Source organism: Chitinophaga silvisoli (assembly GCF_003412465.1).
In the GTDB taxonomy this organism is placed as follows: Bacteria; Bacteroidota; Bacteroidia; order Chitinophagales; family Chitinophagaceae; genus Chitinophaga; species Chitinophaga silvisoli.
On the sequence record NZ_QTJV01000006.1, the window covers coordinates 668,511 to 687,468 of the forward strand.

Below are 18,958 nucleotides of genomic sequence, written 5' to 3' on the forward strand. Positions count from 1 at the left end.
AGCCCCTCCTGCTGGAAGGGCCTTTTCACATAAGTAGCATTAATTATTTTCCTTGGACATCATCAGGTAAGCTTTAATAAAGCCATCCAGTTCTCCGTCCATTACGGGGCCTACGTTTCCTACTTCGAAATCTGTACGGTGATCTTTGATCATCTTGTACGGATGGAATACATAGGAGCGGATTTGCGACCCCCATTCGATTTTACGCTTGTTGGCGTTAGCGGCATTTTTCAGCTCTTCGCGCTTGCGCAGCTCTTCCTCATACAGGCGTGATTTCAGCATAGTCAGTGCTTTTTCACGGTTTTCACCCTGTGTACGGGCCTGCTGGCATTCCACGATGATGCCTGTAGGAATGTGCTTGAGTCGCACGGCTGTTTCCACCTTGTTGACGTTCTGTCCGCCCTTACCACCTGAACGGTAGAATTCCCATTCCAGGTCGGCCGGGTTCACGGCAATTTCGATGGTATCGTCCACCAACGGATACACATAGACTGAAGCAAATGAAGTATGCCTGCGGGCATTGGCATCAAACGGGGAGATACGAACCAGACGGTGTACCCCGCTTTCAGCTTTCAGCAATCCATAGGCAAAGCTACCGTCGAACTCGAGGGAAGCTGATTTAATACCAGCGCCATCCCCGTATTGCACGTCGATTTCAGATACTTTCCAGCCTTGTTTTTCACCGTACATACGATACATGCGTAGCAGCATTTCGGCCCAATCCTGGCTCTCGGTACCACCGGCACCGGAGTTGATGGTGAGTACTGCCGGCATCTCATCTTCCGGCTCGTTCAAGGTAGACTTGAATTCCAATTCATCTAAAGCGGCCACTGCTCCTTCGTACGCAGCTGCTACTTCTTCTTCGGAGGCTTCACCCTCTTTCTGGAAGTCCAGCAGTACCGCGCTATCTTCTATAGAGGTTTTCACCTGCTCGTAAAGATCGACCCAGAACTTATTGACTTTGATCTCTTTCAGAATTGACGTAGCCCGGGCATTGTCGTCCCAGAAGCCGGGGGCTAACGATAATTGTTTGTCATTTTCGATTTTTGCTATGCGGTCCTGGACGTTAAAGAAAACCTCCCAGGACATGGAGACGGTCCCTCATAGCTTTGAGTTGTTCTGCTGTCATAATGGTGGCAAATGTAAGGAAAAAGGGGAACAATATTTGTTGCACATTGACATTATTCTTCGCCCTTAAATTAAAAATTTCAACTATCCATGAAAGCCTCCCATGAAAGCCTTTACTACAAGAACAGCGCGATTTTTAATACAATAGGGTATCTGGTGGTCATAGGTGTGAATGTGCTTGCAGGCTTAGGCATGATTAACGGGAATACCACTTCACAGGTGTCTGAAAAGTATGATAATCTCTTTGTGCCGGCGGGTTTTACGTTTTCCATCTGGGGTTTGATTTACCTGGCACTGCTGGGATTTATCATCTACCAGCTCCGGCTGGCATTTGCTCCAGGCCATGAGGATACTTTGGAACAATTCATGGAAAGGATGCGCGGTTGGTGGTTGATCAGCTGTATGGCCAACAGTTGCTGGCTCTTCGCATGGCATTATGAGTTATTGCCACTGGCCTTATTACTGATGCTTACCTTATTAATATCATTGCTGGCTATTCATATAAATTTTAATATTGCTGCACCGGGTGCCAGCCGCTCCGTGCGATGGTTTATCTACATTCCTTTCAGCCTGTACCTGGGTTGGATCTGTGTGGCAACTGTAGCCAATACTGCTGCGCTGATGGTATATGCCGGCTGGAATGGCATGAGCGTAGCCGTGACGGCTATACTCATCCTGGTAGCCTGTATAGGGGCCACCCTGCTGGTCGTAAAGCGACACAATATAGTGGCGGGTATTGTGGCCATCTGGGCATTTTATGGTATCATTGCCAAACGGCAAAGTGAAGTGACGAGCATGGCCCTACCGGTAATAATCTGTTGCCTCACCGCAATTGGCGTTGTGCTGATTGCAGGTGTCAGAAGCGTTTTTCATAAAAAGGCCGTTAAATAATTTATTACATTTGGAGACTAAATAATCAACTCATGTTCCCAACGACAAATCCTGAATCAACAAAAGCCTGGCAGGAGCTGCTGAAACACGCAGACCAGATGAAACAAACGCACATGCGCACTTTGTTTGCGGAAGATGCTGAAAGATTTAACAAATTCAATCTGCGTTTTGAACAAATCCTGTTCGACTATTCAAAAAACATTATTACTGAAGAAACGCTGACTAAGCTGTTTGCGCTGGCAAAAGAGTGTGGTGTGGAAGAGGGCATCAAAGCTATGTTCAGTGCTGAAAAAATAAACGCTACCGAGAACAGGGCAGTACTGCATACAGCACTGCGCAACTTCTCAGGCAACCCTGTAGTGCTGGATGGTAAAGATGTAATGCCGGATGTGCTGACTGTGCAAAAGAAGATGGAAGAGTTCTGTGAGCGCATTCATAGCGGCGAGTGGAAAGGTTATACCGGTAAGCCTATACGTTATATTGTAAACATTGGCATTGGTGGATCTGACTTAGGTCCGGTGATGGTGACTGAAGCACTGAAACCTTACTGGAAAGAAGGTATGCAGCCTTACTTCGTGTCTAATGTGGATGGTACGCATATCGCAGAAACACTGAAGAAAGTGAGTCCTGAAGAAACATTGTTCTTAGTTGCTTCCAAGACCTTTACTACGCAGGAAACTATGACCAATGCGCTGACTGCGCGCAGCTGGTTCCTGGAGCATGCAAAGGATGAGAAATTTGTAGCGAAGCACTTTGCTGCCTTGTCTACCAACGAAAAAGCAGTGAAGGAATTTGGTATCGATCCTGCGAACATGTTTGAGTTCTGGGATTGGGTAGGTGGCCGCTATTCACTGTGGTCCGCTATTGGATTGAGTATTGCGCTGACTGTAGGCTTTGATAATTTCAAAAAATTGCTGGAAGGTGCACATGCAGTAGACAAGCATTTCCAGACGACTCCATTGGAGAAAAATATCCCGGTTATCATGGCACTGATTGGCCTGTGGTATGGTAACTTCTTTGGTACCGCTACAGAGGCAATCCTGGCTTATGATCAGTACATGCACCGCTTTGCAGCGTATTTCCAACAGGGAAATATGGAGAGCAATGGTAAGTATGTGGATCGTAATGGTAATGCCGTGACGTATGAAACAGGTCCGATTGTATGGGGTGAACCTGGTACGAATGGACAGCATGCCTTTTATCAGCTGATTCACCAGGGTACACGTATTGTTCCGGCAGACTTTATTGCACCGGCTATCAGCCATAACCCGATCGGGGATCATCATGTGAAGTTGCTGTCTAACTTCTTTGCTCAGACAGAAGCGCTGATGAATGGTAAGAGTGCAGAAGAAGTGAAAGCGGAACTGGTGAAACAGGGGCTGACAGAAGCGGAGATTGCGAAATTGACACCTTATAAAGTGTTCACGGGTAACAGGCCAACAAACTCCTTCCTGGTGAAGGAAATTGATCCAAGAACCCTGGGGTCACTGGTAGCACTGTATGAGCATAAGATCTTTGTACAGGGCGTGATCTGGAATATTTACAGCTTTGATCAGTGGGGTGTGGAATTGGGTAAACAGCTGGCAAATAAGATCCTGCCTGAGTTGGTGAATGATGCTACTGTGAGTAGTCATGATAGCTCAACGAATGGGCTGATTAATGCGTGGAAGAAGTTGAAGCAATAAGCTTCATTATGAAACAATAATAAAAGAGGGGTTTGCCTATGGCAAACCCCTCTTTTTGTGCAATAAAAAACCTCCGGAAAAATCCGGAGGTTGTATAAGAAGTTTAAGAAGTCAATTTGAACCTTCCCTTACCACTTATCTACATCTTCACTATGTGAAGTAGCAGATGCAGTAGCGGCAGGTGCGGCAGCAGCTTCAACAGCGGCTTCCACAGCATCAGAAGAACCTTCTGCGCCTTCTCCATCTTCATCATCACGTACATAGTCGTGATTGTAGGCATCAAAATCGAAGTCGGGCATCAACTCAGTCTTCACGTAGTTGATGGTCTCTGTTAATGCATTCAGGAACTTGTTGAAGTCCTCCTTGTACAGGAACACTTTGTGCCTGTCGTAACCATTGTCATTAAAGCGTTTTTTGCTTTCTGTAATGGTCAGAAAGTAATCGTTTCCCCGAGTGGTCTTTACATCAAAGAAGTATGTTCTTCTTTTGCCCGCTTTCAATCGTTTAGAAAAGATACTGTCATTATTTCTTTCCTGCTGATTGGTATTTTCGTACGCCACAGTTGATAGATTTAAGTTGTTAACGAATCAAATCCTTTTTCCAATAAGCAACAAATATACTATTGTTTTACAAATATCAAAATAATTTTAAATGATTTTGAAAAATGATAGAAAGACAGCTTAGGTATTGGTTTTCAGGCATGTATAAGATTTTGATCCTTATTCTATTACAGATTCATCATCCCCTGATTGCTGGCGGGCATACAGTTCTGCATAATAACCGTTTAATGATAACAATTCATCATGGGTGCCTGTTTCAACGATCTTTCCTTCATCCAAAACGATGATCTTATCAAACTCAAACAGGGCAAAGATGCGGTGGGTAATTATTATTGCAGTTTTGTCTTTCAGGTATGCATACAGATTACCAATGATTTCTTTCTCTGTACGGGCATCTACTGCCGACAGGCAGTCATCAAACACCAACAGGTTGGGATCTTTGATCAAACCACGGGCTATTGAAATACGTTGTTTTTGTCCACCGCTCAAAGTCACCCCCCGCTCCCCTACTACTGTATTGAAGCCTTCCGGGAATCCCAGGATGTCTTTTTCTACGGATGCCTGCCGGGCCGCACGGCGTACTGCTTCCTCATTAGCTTCGGGGGTACCGAAACGGATATTGTTGGTGATTGTATCTGAAAACAGGAATACATCCTGCGGCACATAACTGATCTGTGTACGGAGGTCCTCCAGCTTCAGGGTTCTCAGGTCCATGCCATCCAGCATCACTGCTCCCTCCTGGGGATCGTACATACGAATGAGCAACTGTGCCAGGGTAGATTTCCCTGAGCCTGTACGGCCTATTACGGCCACCTTTTCTCCCGGTTTCACGGTGAGATTGAAATTTTGAATCGCCTGGATACCTGTATGCGGATAAGTGAATGATACGTTTTTGAAAATCACCTCTCCCTTTACATCTATTGATTTTGCATCGGGCCTGTTATAGATAGCCGGCTGGATATCCAGGAATTCATTTAAGCGTTGCTGACTTGCAGCAGCACGTTGTACCATGCTGGCCACCATACCGATAGAGAGGAATGGGAACATGAGCATGTTTACATAGATCACGAATTCAGCGAGGTTGCCTACGGTGATATTGCCATGGATCACCTGGATCCCGCCGATGAAGATGGTTAAGAGTACACTCAAGCCGATCATCAATGCCATGCTGGGTTGGAAGAGTGCATCTGTCTTTGCCAGGCTTACAGAACTGATCTTGTAGTCTTCACTGGCTTTCTCAAAATGCCCGATCATGCCTTCTTCCTGCACGTATGACTTGATCACGCGGATACCGGAATAAGACTCCTGTGCGATAGACGTGATATTGGATAACTGTGACTGGATTCTTTCACTCTTCCTGTGAATGATATGGTTCACATAATAGATAGTGAGGGCCAGGAAAGGTAGTGGTGACAAGGTATACAGCGTGAGCAGGGGGTTCACATCTATCATGAGGTAGACCACGATCACGAGCATGAAAATAGTACGGGTGGCATACATGATAGCAGGGCCTACATACATGCGTACGCGTGATACATCTTCTGTAATACGGCTCATAAGGTCGCCGGTACGGTGCATCTTAAAGAAGTTGAGGTCCAGCAGCTGGTAGTGCTGGTAAATTTCGTTCTTGAGGTCAAATTCAATGTGGCGGCTCATCACGATAAGTGACTGCCTTTGGAGATAGAGGAAGAAACCACTCAGTAAGGCAAATACCAGGAGCATTACGCCATAGAAGGCAAGGACCTTAGAGAAGTCGGAGTGGAAAATAGTTTTGAGATTGGTATCGCTGATCAGGTGATAGTTATTGAGGTTCTGTGCCAGCAGATCGAAGATCTGGCGTACCATGATCGGTTGAAACACACTGAATACAATGGAGATTACTGTACAGATTAATCCTAGCAGGAATCGCCATTTGTATCGAAGAAAATATTTATTCAGTACGGCAAGGTGTTTCATTGGTTTGTCGCTCGTAAATATCCTTTAAGCATGATTGCTGATTGATCTTTCGGGATCAATTTTTTGGTTTCCTTTTCTATGTAGAAAGATGATTCCTTTCAGGTGCCTACATCTTTCTATGTAAAAAGGGAGAGGTTGCCCTCCCCCTTTCCTGTAGCTTATAAACTTTTCAAAGTCTCGATGATCTTCTGCTCGCTTTCAGCATCACTTACGTCCTGCTTCACGAATTTCTGACCAGTGATATTTTCGAACAGTTCTATATAGCGTTCGCTGACTGTGTTGACGAATTCATCGGTCATTTCAGGCACCTGCTGGCCTTCTTTGCCCTGGAATCCATTAGCCATCAGCCATTCGCGAACGAATTCTTTAGAGAGTTGTTTCTGTGCTTCGCCGGCTTTTTGTTTTTCCTCGTAGCCTTCTGCGTAGAAGTAGCGGGAAGAATCTGGTGTGTGGATCTCATCGATCACGTAGATGGTATCGCCAATTTTACCAAATTCATACTTGGTATCTACCAGGATGAGGCCACGTTTTGCAGCGAGTTCTTTACCACGGGCGAAGAGTGCCAGCGTATATTTTTCCAGTTGCTCGTAATCTTCTTTACTTACAAGTCCTCTTGCGAGGATCTCTTCGCGGGAGATGTCTTCATCATGCCCTTCGTGCGCTTTGGTAGTCGGGGTGATGATAGGAGTTGGGAAATAATCGTTCTCCTTCAGGCCTTCAGGCATGGTGACACCGCACAGTTCGCGTTTACCGCTTTTGTAAGTTCTCCAGGCATGGCCGGTCAGGTTACCACGAACCACCATTTCTACCGGGAAAGTTTCACATTTTAAGCCAATGGTTACATTTGGCAAGGGTACAGCCTTTACCCAGTTAGGTACGATGTCCTTAGTAGCTTCCAGCATGATTGCTGCTACCTGGTTCAGTACCTGACCTTTGTAAGGAATGGGACGGGGCAGCACCACATCGAAAGCAGAAATACGGTTGCTGGCTACCATTACCATCTCTTTATCATTGATGGTGTATACGTCTCTTACCTTTCCCTTGTAAAAAGCCGTTTGCCCGGGAAATTTAAACTTTGACTCTAACATGAAATAATACCGATTATAACGATTAATGAATATCCTTCATTCACAGGGCAATTTCTGCCGGCTATGCATTCAGATGCGCAAAAATACTTTAGCTGGGATTAATTAACTAAGAAAACTTTAGAAGCCGGGAATTATTAGCACCGGCAAACTGGTGAATCAGGTTTAAAATATATTCATTGTCAGGGTACTGCGTGAGCCATTCCTTAACATCCATTCCGTTTGTGATAGCGGTTTCGCGGGGAATGTAGCCCATGCCGTAGAACCTGCCTTTTTCCATGAGGATGCAGCTTTGTTCTGCAGCATCACGGCCGGCATCTACGATCATAAAAGAAGGCTGTGCCTTCTGCATGTGGATAATGGCAGCCCGTACCCGGAGATTATAGTATTCAGGTAATTCCTTTTTGTCGCAGGCACCTTTGCATTTGTGGCCAGTGAGCGGTTTGCAGGCACCGTCTCCTTTCTGGAGGAAGCAGAGGCGCGGGCAGAGATCGAATTCGCGGATCAGGCCTTTGAGCATCTGGTGACCTTGTACCAACAGGGGAAACGAGTGAAGCGGCATGGTATACTTGCGGCGGCGTTCGATCACGAGGCGCAGGTAGCCGAGCTGGTCTTCGAAGGTATAGAAGCCATACTTGAACTCGATGTTCTTCTGACTCCTGTTATATTTAGGCCAGAGCCGTTTGATTTCCACGCTTTCCAGGATATTGGCCATCAGTTCAGTGCCTGTCACTTCGTGAGAGATACTGTGGATGTTGCGCAGGAACTCCTGTCGCTGGCGACTTGGATTATTGCCCGTGAAATGGCTGTTGACTCTTTTCTTGATATTTTTGGCCTTGCCGACATAGATGACTTTCCCTTTCTGATCATGAAAGTAGTAAACACCGGGATTGGAAGGTAATGTCTTTACGTGGTCGGGAGGCAGGTTCGTAGGGAGGAACTGTTCCTTACTGGTGGTTTTGAGTGCTGCAGAAATAGCGTTGTTCGTATCCAGGCTCAGGTAGAGGCCGAAGAGCCGAACGGTAGCAGCAGCATCGCCGGCAGCGCGGTGGCGCTGTTCAACATTTATTTGCAGTGAGCGGCAAAGGTTGCCGAGGCTGTAGCTGGGTAAGCCGGGAACGATTTTACGACCGAGGCGTACAGTACAGAGTTTTTTAGTGCGGAGGTCGTAGCCTGCCTGCAGCAAATGATATTGTAGAAAAGAGTAGTCGAAATTGACGTTGTGCGCCACGAAGATCTTGTCTTTTAACAGGGCGAATACTTCGCCGGCAACATCTGCGAATTTAGGCGCGGAGGCCACCATATCGTCCGTAATGCCCGTGAGGGATTGGATATAGCGGGGAATGGGTACGCCAGGATTGATCAGCGATTCAAATTGCTGAACGATTTGAGATCCATCATAAATGAAAATGGCTATTTCGGTGATGCCATTGGCACTCGCGTGCCCACCTGTGGTTTCGATATCGACGATTGCGTACATAGCTCCCTTCCTTTCCTCGGGGAACAAAGATAGGGATATTTTTGGCCTGCGACGGCAAGGAAGAGGATGAATGCTGATTAAAAAATGCAGGCCTCTTATATACAAAAAGAGTTGTTAGCCACCAGGTCGACATTCCCGAATCCATTGCACATGAAACCATCCTGGCAACTAACAACTACAATCTTTAATTTTATAACTGCATGATTGAGCGCATTATTTCTTTTTCAGCAGACTATCCAGTGTTTTTACATGTGTCTGATGCGCCTGCAGAGTAGGCAGTGTTTTGGAAGCAAAAGCTTTCAGTTCCGGATCACTTACATCATTGCTTGCTTTCTGGAACAGGTCTACTGCATCATTATGGTCTTTTACCATAGCATCTACATAAGCCTTATCGAAATCTTTACCGGTCTTTTTGCTGATATCGTCAATATCTTTCTTGTAGTCCACACCAACACTATCTGGCAGTGTGATATTCTTGGCAGCTGCAATTGATTTCAGTTCGTCATTAGCTTTAGAGTGATCCGCTACCATTTGTTCACCAAAGGCTTTTACCTGTGGGTTCACACCTTTCTCCTGTGCAATTTTACCCAGGGCTACTTCTTTTAAACCTGCATCGGCAGCTTTTACAGCGAAGTCAGAGGAGCTTTGATCCACCGGAGCGGTTTCCTTGTTTACAGCCTGAGCGCTGTCTACAGCATCTTCATGCTTTGCTTCGGTATTACCACCGCAGGATTGTAACATCCAAACGGTCATCAACGTGGCGGCTACATAACTTAGTCTTTTCATGTCTAACTTTTTTAGGTTCAACAATTAATTACTGGGAGAGAGGCAAAAAAGGGGCCACTGCGCCGGTGCCAATTCCTGGAAACGGGCAATGCCTTGTTGGGAAAGGATTTTCTTAAAACAACCTCTACTGTAATGATTTTCAGATAATTGTGGACACGTTTCTACAAAAAAGGAACAGTTCCTTTTTTATTTTACCTGCATCCTGCGTTTTACCTGTTATAAAAGGCTATGATCTATTATAAAGGGCTGTGATCCGACAAGGGGCCTGCGGCTGGCTTTTTAATTTCAAATGATAGGGCAAATTTCTTTTTTGGAACATTCATTCTATATTTATTTGGAACATTCATTCTGTAATTATATCTTTGCACCATCATGGCACGTAACAAAGCATTCGATCCTGAAGAAAGGCTGGAAAAAGCAAGAGACCTCTTTTGGCAAAAGGGGTACAACGCTACATCCATGCAGGACCTCGTGGATGGTATGCAACTGAACAGAGCCTCTATATATGATACTTATGGCGACAAGCACGCCCTTTTCCAGCAATGTCTCTCTAACTACGCCAAACAGGCCCTGAAAGATTATAAGCAATGCTGCCAGGTATGCTCCCCGATCGCCGCTGTTGAACACATTGTACGCAAGGCTATTTCAAACAGAAAGGAAGGGCAGAGTTGCCTGATGGTTAAGACTTCCTTTGAACTGGCATCCATGGACCAGGGAATAAAGGATCTCGTAAAGAACCAGGCACTGGAACTCATCAATGTTTTGCAGGAACTACTTGAAAAGGCTAAACAAATGGGAGAAATTCCCGCGGATAAAGACCCAGGTGTAATGGCCCGCTTCCTGTACAGTAGTTTTAGCTCCATCTGGATGATGGATGTGTTATTCAATGATAAACAGTTAATTGATCAGCTGACTGATCATATTTTAAACAGTATCAGGCATTAAAAATTTTTTGACCATTTTCAGAACGATCATTCTAATATGTATCCAGCATTATTCTCACAATCCAGCATAGGCAAATACGCCCTTTCCAACAAAGTCGTGATGGCTCCGACTGTAACAAAGCGCCGTGTCAATGATGGGGTACAACAGGACCTGATGGCCCACAAACGCCGTGTCACTGACGGGGTTCCGAATGATCTGATGGTAGAGTATTACAGCCGTCGGGCAGGTGCCGGGTTGATTATAGCCGAAGGCACCAGCCCTGTGGAAAGCGGTATGGGGCATGCGCACATGCCGGGGATCTATAGCAAGGCACAGGTAGCAGGATGGAAAAAGGTAACGGATGCAGTGCATGCAAATGGCGGTAAGATCTTTTTACAGATTATGCATACGGGCAGGATCTCCCACCCTGCCAACATGCCGGCCAAGGCCAGGATTGTGGCACCCAGCGCGATTGCCGCCAATGGACAGATCTGGACAATGGAACATGGTTACCAGCCTTATGGTACGCCCCGTGCTATGAGTACAGGAGAGGTACAGGAAATGGTGCAGTTGCATGTAAAGGCAGCGAAACAGGCAATGGAGGCCGGCTTCGATGGTGTGGAGCTGCATGCAGCCAACGGGTACCTGATGGAACAGTTCCTGCACCCGGATACGAATCAGCGGACGGATAAATATGGTGGTAGTATTCCGAACAGGGTACGGTTTATACTGGAAACGGTGGCGGCTGTAAGTGCGGCGATTGGAAAGGACAGGACAGGGATCAGGCTTTCTCATTATAGTAAGGTGAATGATCTGCAGCATCATGGACAGATTGATGCGACTTATGAATACTTAGTGGATGCGTTGGATACGTTTTCACTTTCATATATACATGTAGTGGATGGGCATAGTTTGGGTGAACCGGAGATACCAGCTATTCTGCTGGCGGGGATCAGAGCAAGGTTTAATGGCCCGCTGATACTGAATGGGAATTTCGATGCACTGAAGGCAGAGGATACTTTGCGGAGTGGGTTGGCGGATTTTGTGGCATTTGAACAACCATGTAACAGCGGGGTAAAATTGTCCGGTCCGCGGATGAGCGCGGATTGTTTATCATAAATAGGTTAGGGTTTAGGTGAATGGGGTGTAAGCGGGTTTAGGTTTAGATGAATGGGTTAGTAAGTACGTTTAGGTTTAGAAGAAAAAAAGATTGGAGTTGATGAGAAGTGGTTTAATTTGAAAGAATGGAGAAGGAATGAGAGCGTGGAGTTGATGAAAAGTGGTTTAGTTTGAAAGAATGGAGAAGGAACGAGAGCGTGGAGTTGATGAGAAGTGGTTTAGTTTGAAAGAATGGAGAAGGAATGAGAGACTGGAGTTGATGAGAAGTGGTTTAGTTTGAAAGAATGGAGAAGGAATGAGAGCGTGGAGTTGAGAAGTAGAATGGTTTAAAAGAATGGCGGAGGAATGAGAGATTGGAATGAAGAAGTGGTTTAGTTTAAAAGAATGGAAAGGAATGAGAGAGTGGAGTTGTTGTTACGTGAAATTAGAGTAATAGTAAGAAGTAGGAATCAGCAATTGGAATTTGAAGTAATGTAGTGTTGTAGGCGTAACAAAAATGAAGTATCGATTGGATGAATGAAGTGGTGTAGTGTTAAAGCTTGAAGTATGAATCAGCAGAATGGACCTGTAACCAGGGTTTAACCAAACCCAACGAAGATTGATTCAGTGCAAGGTTGTATAGGCCCGCCGTCAAAGGCGGGAGCGAACTATCCGATCCGCGGATATGAGCGCGGATTGTTTATCATATATTAGATTGCTTGCAGCGAAGGAGAATCCCGGTGACGCTTATTTGCATCACCGGGATGTGTTTTATTTAGCCTGTTGCCAGCCGAAATACTGCTGTGCATTGTAAAAACAAATATCCTGTACCACCTTCCCTACCCACGCCAGATCATTCGGCAGTTCGCCATTTTCTATCTCCTGGCCAAACAACTCACAAACAATCCTCCTGAAATACTCATGCCTGGGATAAGAAAGGAAACTCCTTGAATCCGTCAACATTCCCACAAACCGACTCAGCAAGCCCATATTGGAAAGCGCATTGATCTGCCTGATCATCCCATCCTTCTGATCCAAAAACCACCATGCAGAACCAAATTGCACCTTGCCCGCTATCGACCCGTCATTAAAATTACCTATCATTGTAGCCAGCAACTCATTATCTGAGGGATTCAGGTTGTAAAGAATCGTCTTTGCCAACTGATCCTGGCTATCCAGTCTATCCAGGAATTTCGCCAAGGCTCTTGCCTGTGAAAAATCACCGATTGAATCCCAGCCCGTATCCGGGCCTAACTGGCGCATCATACGGGAATTGTTGTTCCGCAATGCACCCAGGTGATACTGCTGTACCCATCCTTTTTCCCAATCCCAGATCGCCAGTTGAACCAACAAGGCTGATTTGATCTGACGGATTTCAGGCAAAGTCAATTGTTTACCTCCTCTTACTTTCAGGAAAACAGTATTGATCTCAGCATCTGTATAATCATCTGCATAGATTTCTTCTATGCCATGATCTGATACTGAACAACCTATACCGGCGAAGAAATCATGCCTGCTCTTCAGTGCAGCAAGCAAATCCTGGAAAGTGGAAATGCTTGTATTGGCAGCCTGCTCCAGTTTCCCGAGATAAGCGTTGTATTTGACGGGATCATCCACGTTCATCGCCTGGTCCGGGCGGAAGGCAGGCAGTATCGGTATTTCAAATCCTTCCTGTTTCAGCTGCTGATGATATTCCAATGTATCAGCAGGATCATCCGTCGTACATACCAGCGCTACTTTCATCCGGCGCAGCAGGTTGCGGGTCGTGTAGTCCGGTGTCCGCAACAAATCATTGCAGGTAGCATAAATAGCTGCTGCAGACGAAGCATTCAGTATTTCAGTTACACCAAAGTAACGTTGTAATTCGAGGTGTGTCCAATGATACAGCGGGTTTCGTAATGTATAGGGAACTGTAGCCGCCCATTTCTCAAACTTCTCCCAATCCGAACGCTCACCAGTGCAATAGCTTTCATGCACTCCGTTTGTACGCATCGCTCTCCACTTATAGTGATCGCCATACAACCAGGCCTGTGTAATGTTTTCGAACCTGGTATCGGCTGCAATCTGTGCCGGCGGCAGGTGACAATGATAATCGATCACGGGCATCTCCTTTGCATAGTCGTGATACAATTTCCTGGATGTCGCAGTACTCAACAGGAAATGTTCATCTAAAAACTGCTTCATTATTGCTGATTAAAATGTTTTCTTATAATGAGACTCCTCTCTTCCAGGGAATGAAATCATCCTGTCCGTTCAGGACTGATTTGGCGGGCAATGTACCGCTGGCCACCTGGATCACATGCTCCAGGATCCGCTCCCCTGCCTGTTGAATGGTCTCGTCCCCATCGATGATGGTACCGGTATTGATGTCAATGATATCCGGCATTTTTTCAAATAACTTTGTATTGCTCGACAGTTTAATGACGGGGGTTACGGGATTGCCGGTAGGCGTACCCAGGCCTGTAGTGAATAAAACAATGGTAGCCCCCGCTCCTACTTCGGCTGTTGTGGATTCCACATCGTTGCCGGGAGTGCATAGGAGATTAAGCCCCGGTTTCTTTACCTGCTGGGGATAGTCCAATACTTCTACCACCGGCGAGGTACCACCTTTCTTCGCAGCACCAGCACTTTTGATTGCATCCGTAATGAGGCCATCCTTGATATTGCCCGGTGAAGGGTTCATATCAAAACCGGAACCTGCATCTTCCGCTCTTTTTTCATAAGTCCGCATCAGGTCTATGAAGCGCAGTGCATCTGTTTCCTGCACACAGCGGTCACTCATCTCCTGCTCTACCCCGCAAAGCTCGGGGAATTCAGATAAGATCACACTGCCACCAAGGGCAACGAGCAAATCGGACGTATAGCCAATAGCAGGATTCGCGGAAATACCGGAGAAGCCATCTGATCCACCGCATTCAAGACCAATGGTCAGTTTACTCAAGGGCGCGGGTTGACGGGTGACGGTATTGGCTTCTATCAAACCGGCAAAGGTTTGTCTGATCGCAGCAGATACCATGGCCTGCTCCGTGCCGATCGTTTGCTGGTCCAGGATGTATAGGGGTTTACTGAACCGGGGCGAGCGTTTTTTAATTTCATCCTGCAGCATGGTAATCTGCGCATTCTGGCAGCCCAGGCTCAAAACTGTAGCACCTGCTACATTTGCATGGGTGATGTAACCAGCCAGCAATCCACAGAGGGTTTGCGCATCCTGGCGGATGCCACCACAACCACCTTCATGAGTGAGAAATTTAATCCCGTCTACATTGGGAAAAACTTTTGATTGCCGGTAAGCTGTCTCGTTTTCTGTGTAGACAGTTTCCAGGATGCTTTCTTTGCTGGCACCCTGTTGAAACTGGTCTGCGAGTTGCTTTGCAAAAGCCGCGTATTTCTTAGGACGACCATAACCCAGTGCATCAGTAAGTGCTTCTTTCAATACTTCCACATTCCTGTTTTCACAGAAGACCATGGGGATCACAAGCCAGTAGTTGCCCGTACCAACGGTGCCATCTGCACGGTGGTAGCCCAGGAAAGTGCGGTCTTTCCAATGTGAAATGTCAGGCTGATGCCAGTCAGTTTTGCGCTGTGGGGCCAACTGAAAATCACTGGCAGCATGTTGTACATTGTTAGTCCCAATTCTGGCCCCGGCGGGCAGATCCTGTTTTGTCCTGCCTACAAGTACACCATACATGGTGATCGGTTCACCTGCTTTGAGTGCAGTTTCGGTAAATTTATGTTTGGCAGGCACGTCATCATACAGCGTGTACGATTGCCCGTTATCCTGTACGGTTTCTCCTTTTTTCAGGTCGGTTAATGCCACCACGACATTGTCATGTGGATGGACTTTTAAGATACTTCTTTTCATAGCACGGTTGTTTCTGCAGCTACTCTTTTGATCAAGGTAGCAGCTCCTTCATTGATTAAATTATTCAGCATGACGGTGACTGCCTGAGGGAAGCCGCTGTATTTGCTCAGGTCTTCGCCCCATAAGGCTTCATTTTTCAATACTTCCTGTACGAGGGCACCAGGAGATAAGTGCTGCCATTTCTCTTTGAAATAAGGCGCATGATCATCCTGTATGTCCTGTTTCATGGTGAGCAGGTAAGCTGCAAAGCCCATGGCCAGCAGGGCAGGTACTTCATGCACATGCTGGTAATATTTCCTTAAAATCGGGATAACCCGCATCTTCATCTTGCTGGTATACTGCATCGTGATGCTTAGCCAGCGATGCTGTATATAAGGATTACGGAAGCGGTCTAACACGCTTACAGCAAAGCGATGCGCGGCATCTTCACGAATCCCGATATCGGTGATGGCAGGCACGATCTCATGTTGCATGAGGGCGGAGATCACTGCCTCCATATTTGGGTCTTCCATGGCTTCACGAACGGTTTCAAATCCTGCCAGCTGAGCGAGGCCACAGGTGAGGGTATGTGTACCGTTCAGGAGGCGCAGCTTCAGTTCACGAAATACATTGATATCAGGCGCGAGGATCACTCCCTCATCAGCTTTTGCAAAAGAGAGGATCTTTCTCACCTTTTCACTACCTGTTTCTATGGCCCAGAGGCGATAGACTTCAGACATAATCATGAGCTGATCTTCGTAACCAAGTTGTTTTTCTATTGCAGCCTTTTCATCGGCTGGCAACGCACCGGGTACAATGCGGTCTACGAGTGAGTTGCAGAAGTAGTTTTCTGTGTCCAGCCAGTGAATAAAAGGCTGTTCTAAATGATGACGCTTTGCCTGTTCGAGAACGATGTTTTTGAGCTTAGTACCATTATCCGGAATGAGTTCAGTTGGTATAATGACCATGCCCTGTTGATTCGACTGGTAGCGTTTCAGTAAGAATGCCAGCAGTTTTCCGGGAAAGGAAACCGGTGGATTGGCGTAGATATCATCATCTGTCAGACTGATTCCTACTTCGGTAGTATTGGATATAATGATTTCCAGGTCTGGGTTTGCTGCGCAAGCAAGGATGTCCGCCCATTGCGCTGAAGCAGAAAGCACCCGGCTGATGGAGGTGTTGACGATCTGTTCTGAAATACGCTGGCCGGCGTAGATGCCCTGGATACATTGTGTAAAGAGATTATCCTGGGCAGCAAAGGCATCGGTACCGCCTTTGTCAGTAGACTTGATCACGACGATGCGGCCATTGAAGATACCGGCTTTGTTAGCTTTGTCTATGAAAAAATCAGGGAGACCACGGAGAAGTACGCCGGTACCAAATTGCAGGACTTTCTCGGGAAGGTCCGGGACGGCTACGTGATTTTTAGATAATTGCATATAATGAGTTACTTATTTGAAATTTCAAGTTTTTAGGCAGCCCAGATATATAGTTTACAAATGGCCTAAGTCTTGTCTTGCGAACAGCTTAGATCTTGCTTGCGAACAGCTTGGATCTTGTTTGCGAACAGCTTAGATCTTGCTTGCGAACAGCTTGGATCTTGTTTGCGAACAGCTTAAGTTTTGCTTATAAACCAGCACCCCCTATTTCTTTGCCTCCCGGATCATCCAATCTGCAAGATCGGAAGCTGCCTGAAAATTTTGAAAATCGGGGCTGAGTCTGCGTCCATCCAGGTATTCATTATAGAACCAGGGATCACCCACGGCAAATACAGCTCCCTTGCCTACTTTGGATACTGCCATGATCACATCGCCCTTGTCAGTCAGGACCGATGTAGCAGGTGCCGAAAGTCTGATCGTAGAGATCTCTTTGATGTAGATCTTCTTCGTATTTGGAAAAACGACATTTCCTGCAGGCAGGTACAATGCCCCCTGTTCAAATTGTTTGCCTTCTACATGGTTGCGGCTGTCTTCATTGAAGTGAATACCAAAGCGCTCTGTGAGCGTATTGAATTTCTCTATTTCTGAATTGCCTTTGTCATTCTGCAGGATGATTAAGACACCGCCCTTCTTCACCCAATCGTATATTACATCTGCGTAAGCAGGGGTCATGTAATTGGGTGTAGTAGTTTCTTTTTCTGTATCAGGATCTACGATCAGGAAAATATTGGTCTTTGCAAGATTGGCAGCAGTAGGTGCTTCGGGCAGCATGGCTGTACGGACACCTTTGTTGTGGAAGATTTCGCCCCAGAGGGAATAACCGCCATTATCCATTTCATCCCATATATAGTGCCAGGTAGTACCATTACTTCTTAGCTCATGGTTGAAGAAATTATCGATGGTAATGGTGAGTCCTTTGCCTGTTTTGGGAATAGCCAGCAGGTCCATTTCATTCGCAGCCATCATATAAGCTCCTACGCCTTTAGGATCGTTCTGGATCACCTTTTCACTGAGGTAGTATTCATAGCTGCCATCGCGGTAAGGGTCGCCCCCTAAGCCACCGACAGTAACAGTGCCTTCGAGGTTTACGCCACCTTCGGCAGCAGGACGAATAAATTGTTTATTGATCCCGGCGAATCCCTTTTTGGCGGCAGGTAAATATGATGCAGGCAGGTAGCCCAGGCGGATGCCTTTGGCCAGGGTATAGACAAACATGTTGCTGACTGATGCTTCGAGGTAATTACCTTTCTTAGCCGGCTTGTCTAAGATCTGCCACCATACACCACTTGCAGGATCCTGGAATTTCTTCACAGCCGCTGCATAGCGCTGTAAGATCTGTAAAAGGCTATCTCTGCCCGGATGATGTGCAGGATAATATTCCAATACATCTACGAGTGCCATGCCATACCAGCCCATAGCTCTGCCCCAGAAATTGGGAGAGCGGCCGCTGGTCTTATCCGCCCATTTCTGTTGCCGGGATTCATCATAACCATGGTATAATAATCCTGTTTTTGCGTCGCGACTGTTGGTTTCCATGAGCACAAACTGCCTGGTGATATCCTTAAAAGCGGTATCCTCATGAAACAGGGCAGCATATTCTGCATAGAATGGCTCGCCCATATATAAACCATCTAACCACATCTGGTAAGGATAGCGTTTCTTGTGCCAGAATCCGCCTGCATTGGTACGGGGTTGTTGGCGCAATTGCTCCCTTAGTTTTTCAGCCGCCAGTTTATATTTCTCCTCATTGGTAACTTTGTAGAGCAGCAAAAGTGCACGGCCGTTTTTGATATTATCTATGTTGTAATCATCCTGTTTATAGGTGCGGATGTTGCCGTCTTTGTCCAGGTAGGTATCAATGCCCTGCTGGATAAACCGGAAGTACCTGCCATCGCCGGTGTTTTTCCAGAGGCCGGCAAAGCCTTCCAGTACTACTCCCTGGTCATAGGTCCAGTGGGCACGTTCGCCGGTTTCCTGTAATGAATCTTTCCATAATCGCATGACGGTAGCGGCCATTTGAGCAGATTGCGCATGGCTCTGCATGGTGGCTGCCAGGAATAAAAAAAGTAAGCCTGTTCTTTTCAT

Annotated in this window: 14 protein-coding genes; 4 read left to right on the forward strand and 10 right to left on the reverse strand. The window is 46.4% G+C overall.

The window, feature by feature from the left end; all coding sequences use genetic code 11:
* Window positions 1-39: 39 nt before the first annotated feature.
* Window positions 40-1,129 (reverse strand): peptide chain release factor 2 gene (gene prfB, locus DXN04_RS18200; RefSeq protein WP_116854807.1). Its coding sequence is split into 2 segments (ribosomal slippage): window positions 40-1,068 and window positions 1,070-1,129, totalling 1,089 coding nucleotides; the frame shifts between segments, so codons are not numbered across the junction.
* 89 nt (window positions 1,130-1,218) lie between these two features.
* Here prfB and DXN04_RS18205 point away from each other — a divergent pair.
* Window positions 1,219-2,019: a hypothetical protein gene (locus DXN04_RS18205; protein ID WP_116854808.1), complete on the forward strand. Its 801-nt coding sequence runs from the start codon at window positions 1,219-1,221 to the stop codon at window positions 2,017-2,019.
* Between the two features lie 32 nt (window positions 2,020-2,051).
* On the forward strand, window positions 2,052-3,704 hold the full coding sequence (gene pgi / locus DXN04_RS18210) for a glucose-6-phosphate isomerase (protein WP_116854809.1): 1,653 nt from the start codon (window positions 2,052-2,054) through the stop codon (window positions 3,702-3,704).
* Between the two features lie 128 nt (window positions 3,705-3,832).
* Here pgi and DXN04_RS18215 read toward each other — a convergent pair whose 3' ends face one another.
* The 5 genes from DXN04_RS18215 to DXN04_RS18235 all read right to left on the reverse strand — a co-directional run bounded on the left by DXN04_RS18215 (window position 3,833) and on the right by DXN04_RS18235 (window position 9,571).
* The gene (locus tag DXN04_RS18215; RefSeq protein ID WP_116854810.1) at window positions 3,833-4,264 is read right to left on the reverse strand and encodes a DUF3276 family protein; all 432 of its coding nucleotides are present in this window, start codon (window positions 4,262-4,264) and stop codon (window positions 3,833-3,835) included.
* A gap of 159 nt (window positions 4,265-4,423) precedes the next feature.
* Entirely contained in the window at window positions 4,424-6,220 is a 1,797-nt protein-coding gene (locus DXN04_RS18220; RefSeq protein WP_116854811.1) for an ABC transporter ATP-binding protein, read from the reverse strand.
* Between the two features lie 158 nt (window positions 6,221-6,378).
* Entirely contained in the window at window positions 6,379-7,308 is a 930-nt protein-coding gene (locus DXN04_RS18225; RefSeq protein ID WP_116854812.1) for a phosphoribosylaminoimidazolesuccinocarboxamide synthase, read from the reverse strand.
* Between the two features lie 106 nt (window positions 7,309-7,414).
* Entirely contained in the window at window positions 7,415-8,785 is a 1,371-nt protein-coding gene (locus DXN04_RS18230; RefSeq protein ID WP_116854813.1) for an exonuclease domain-containing protein, read from the reverse strand.
* Window positions 8,786-8,998: 213 nt separating this feature from the next.
* A complete protein-coding gene (locus tag DXN04_RS18235) occupies window positions 8,999-9,571 on the reverse strand; it encodes a DUF4142 domain-containing protein (RefSeq protein ID WP_116854814.1) in 573 nt (190 codons plus the stop codon).
* A 372-nt stretch (window positions 9,572-9,943) separates the two neighbouring features.
* Here DXN04_RS18235 and DXN04_RS18240 point away from each other — a divergent pair, with 372 nt between their 5' ends.
* Window positions 9,944-10,516: a TetR/AcrR family transcriptional regulator gene (locus DXN04_RS18240; RefSeq protein WP_116854815.1), complete on the forward strand. Its 573-nt coding sequence runs from the start codon at window positions 9,944-9,946 to the stop codon at window positions 10,514-10,516.
* A 36-nt stretch (window positions 10,517-10,552) separates the two neighbouring features.
* Window positions 10,553-11,614 carry an alkene reductase gene (locus tag DXN04_RS18245; protein WP_116854816.1) on the forward strand — a complete coding sequence of 354 codons (1,062 nt, stop codon included), beginning with the start codon at window positions 10,553-10,555 and terminating at the stop codon, window positions 11,612-11,614.
* Between the two features lie 750 nt (window positions 11,615-12,364).
* On the opposite strand, the gene uxaC is transcribed toward DXN04_RS18245, so the two are convergent.
* From uxaC to DXN04_RS18265, 4 genes are all read right to left on the reverse strand, one after another.
* Window positions 12,365-13,777 carry a glucuronate isomerase gene (gene uxaC / locus DXN04_RS18250; protein ID WP_116854817.1) on the reverse strand — a complete coding sequence of 471 codons (1,413 nt, stop codon included), beginning with the start codon at window positions 13,775-13,777 and terminating at the stop codon, window positions 12,365-12,367.
* Window positions 13,778-13,799: 22 nt separating this feature from the next.
* On the reverse strand, window positions 13,800-15,455 hold the full coding sequence (locus tag DXN04_RS18255) for a UxaA family hydrolase (protein WP_116854818.1): 1,656 nt from the start codon (window positions 15,453-15,455) through the stop codon (window positions 13,800-13,802).
* Window positions 15,452-16,873 carry a tagaturonate reductase gene (locus tag DXN04_RS18260; protein ID WP_116854819.1) on the reverse strand — a complete coding sequence of 474 codons (1,422 nt, stop codon included), beginning with the start codon at window positions 16,871-16,873 and terminating at the stop codon, window positions 15,452-15,454. The genes DXN04_RS18255 and DXN04_RS18260 overlap by 4 nt, the downstream gene beginning before the upstream one ends.
* A 204-nt stretch (window positions 16,874-17,077) precedes the next feature.
* On the reverse strand, window positions 17,078-18,958 hold the full coding sequence (locus DXN04_RS18265) for a glycoside hydrolase family 88 protein (protein ID WP_116854820.1): 1,881 nt from the start codon (window positions 18,956-18,958) through the stop codon (window positions 17,078-17,080).

Bases quoted from the DNA above. Each gene is read 5' to 3' on its own strand.
- DXN04_RS18205 (WP_116854808.1), top strand. From the start codon at position 1,219: ATGAAAGCCTCCCATGAAAGCCTTTACTACAAGAACAGCGCGATTTTT.
- pgi (WP_116854809.1), top strand. From the start codon at position 2,052: ATGTTCCCAACGACAAATCCTGAATCAACAAAAGCCTGGCAGGAGCTG.
- DXN04_RS18220 (WP_116854811.1), bottom strand. From the start codon at position 6,220: ATGAAACACCTTGCCGTACTGAATAAATATTTTCTTCGATACAAATGG.
- DXN04_RS18225 (WP_116854812.1), bottom strand. From the start codon at position 7,308: ATGTTAGAGTCAAAGTTTAAATTTCCCGGGCAAACGGCTTTTTACAAG.
- DXN04_RS18230 (WP_116854813.1), bottom strand. From the start codon at position 8,785: ATGTACGCAATCGTCGATATCGAAACCACAGGTGGGCACGCGAGTGCC.
- DXN04_RS18235 (WP_116854814.1), bottom strand. From the start codon at position 9,571: ATGAAAAGACTAAGTTATGTAGCCGCCACGTTGATGACCGTTTGGATG.
- DXN04_RS18240 (WP_116854815.1), top strand. From the start codon at position 9,944: ATGGCACGTAACAAAGCATTCGATCCTGAAGAAAGGCTGGAAAAAGCA.
- DXN04_RS18245 (WP_116854816.1), top strand. From the start codon at position 10,553: ATGTATCCAGCATTATTCTCACAATCCAGCATAGGCAAATACGCCCTT.
- uxaC (WP_116854817.1), bottom strand. From the start codon at position 13,777: ATGAAGCAGTTTTTAGATGAACATTTCCTGTTGAGTACTGCGACATCC.
- DXN04_RS18255 (WP_116854818.1), bottom strand. From the start codon at position 15,455: ATGAAAAGAAGTATCTTAAAAGTCCATCCACATGACAATGTCGTGGTG.
- DXN04_RS18260 (WP_116854819.1), bottom strand. From the start codon at position 16,873: ATGCAATTATCTAAAAATCACGTAGCCGTCCCGGACCTTCCCGAGAAA.
- DXN04_RS18265 (WP_116854820.1), bottom strand. From the start codon at position 18,958: ATGAAAAGAACAGGCTTACTTTTTTTATTCCTGGCAGCCACCATGCAG.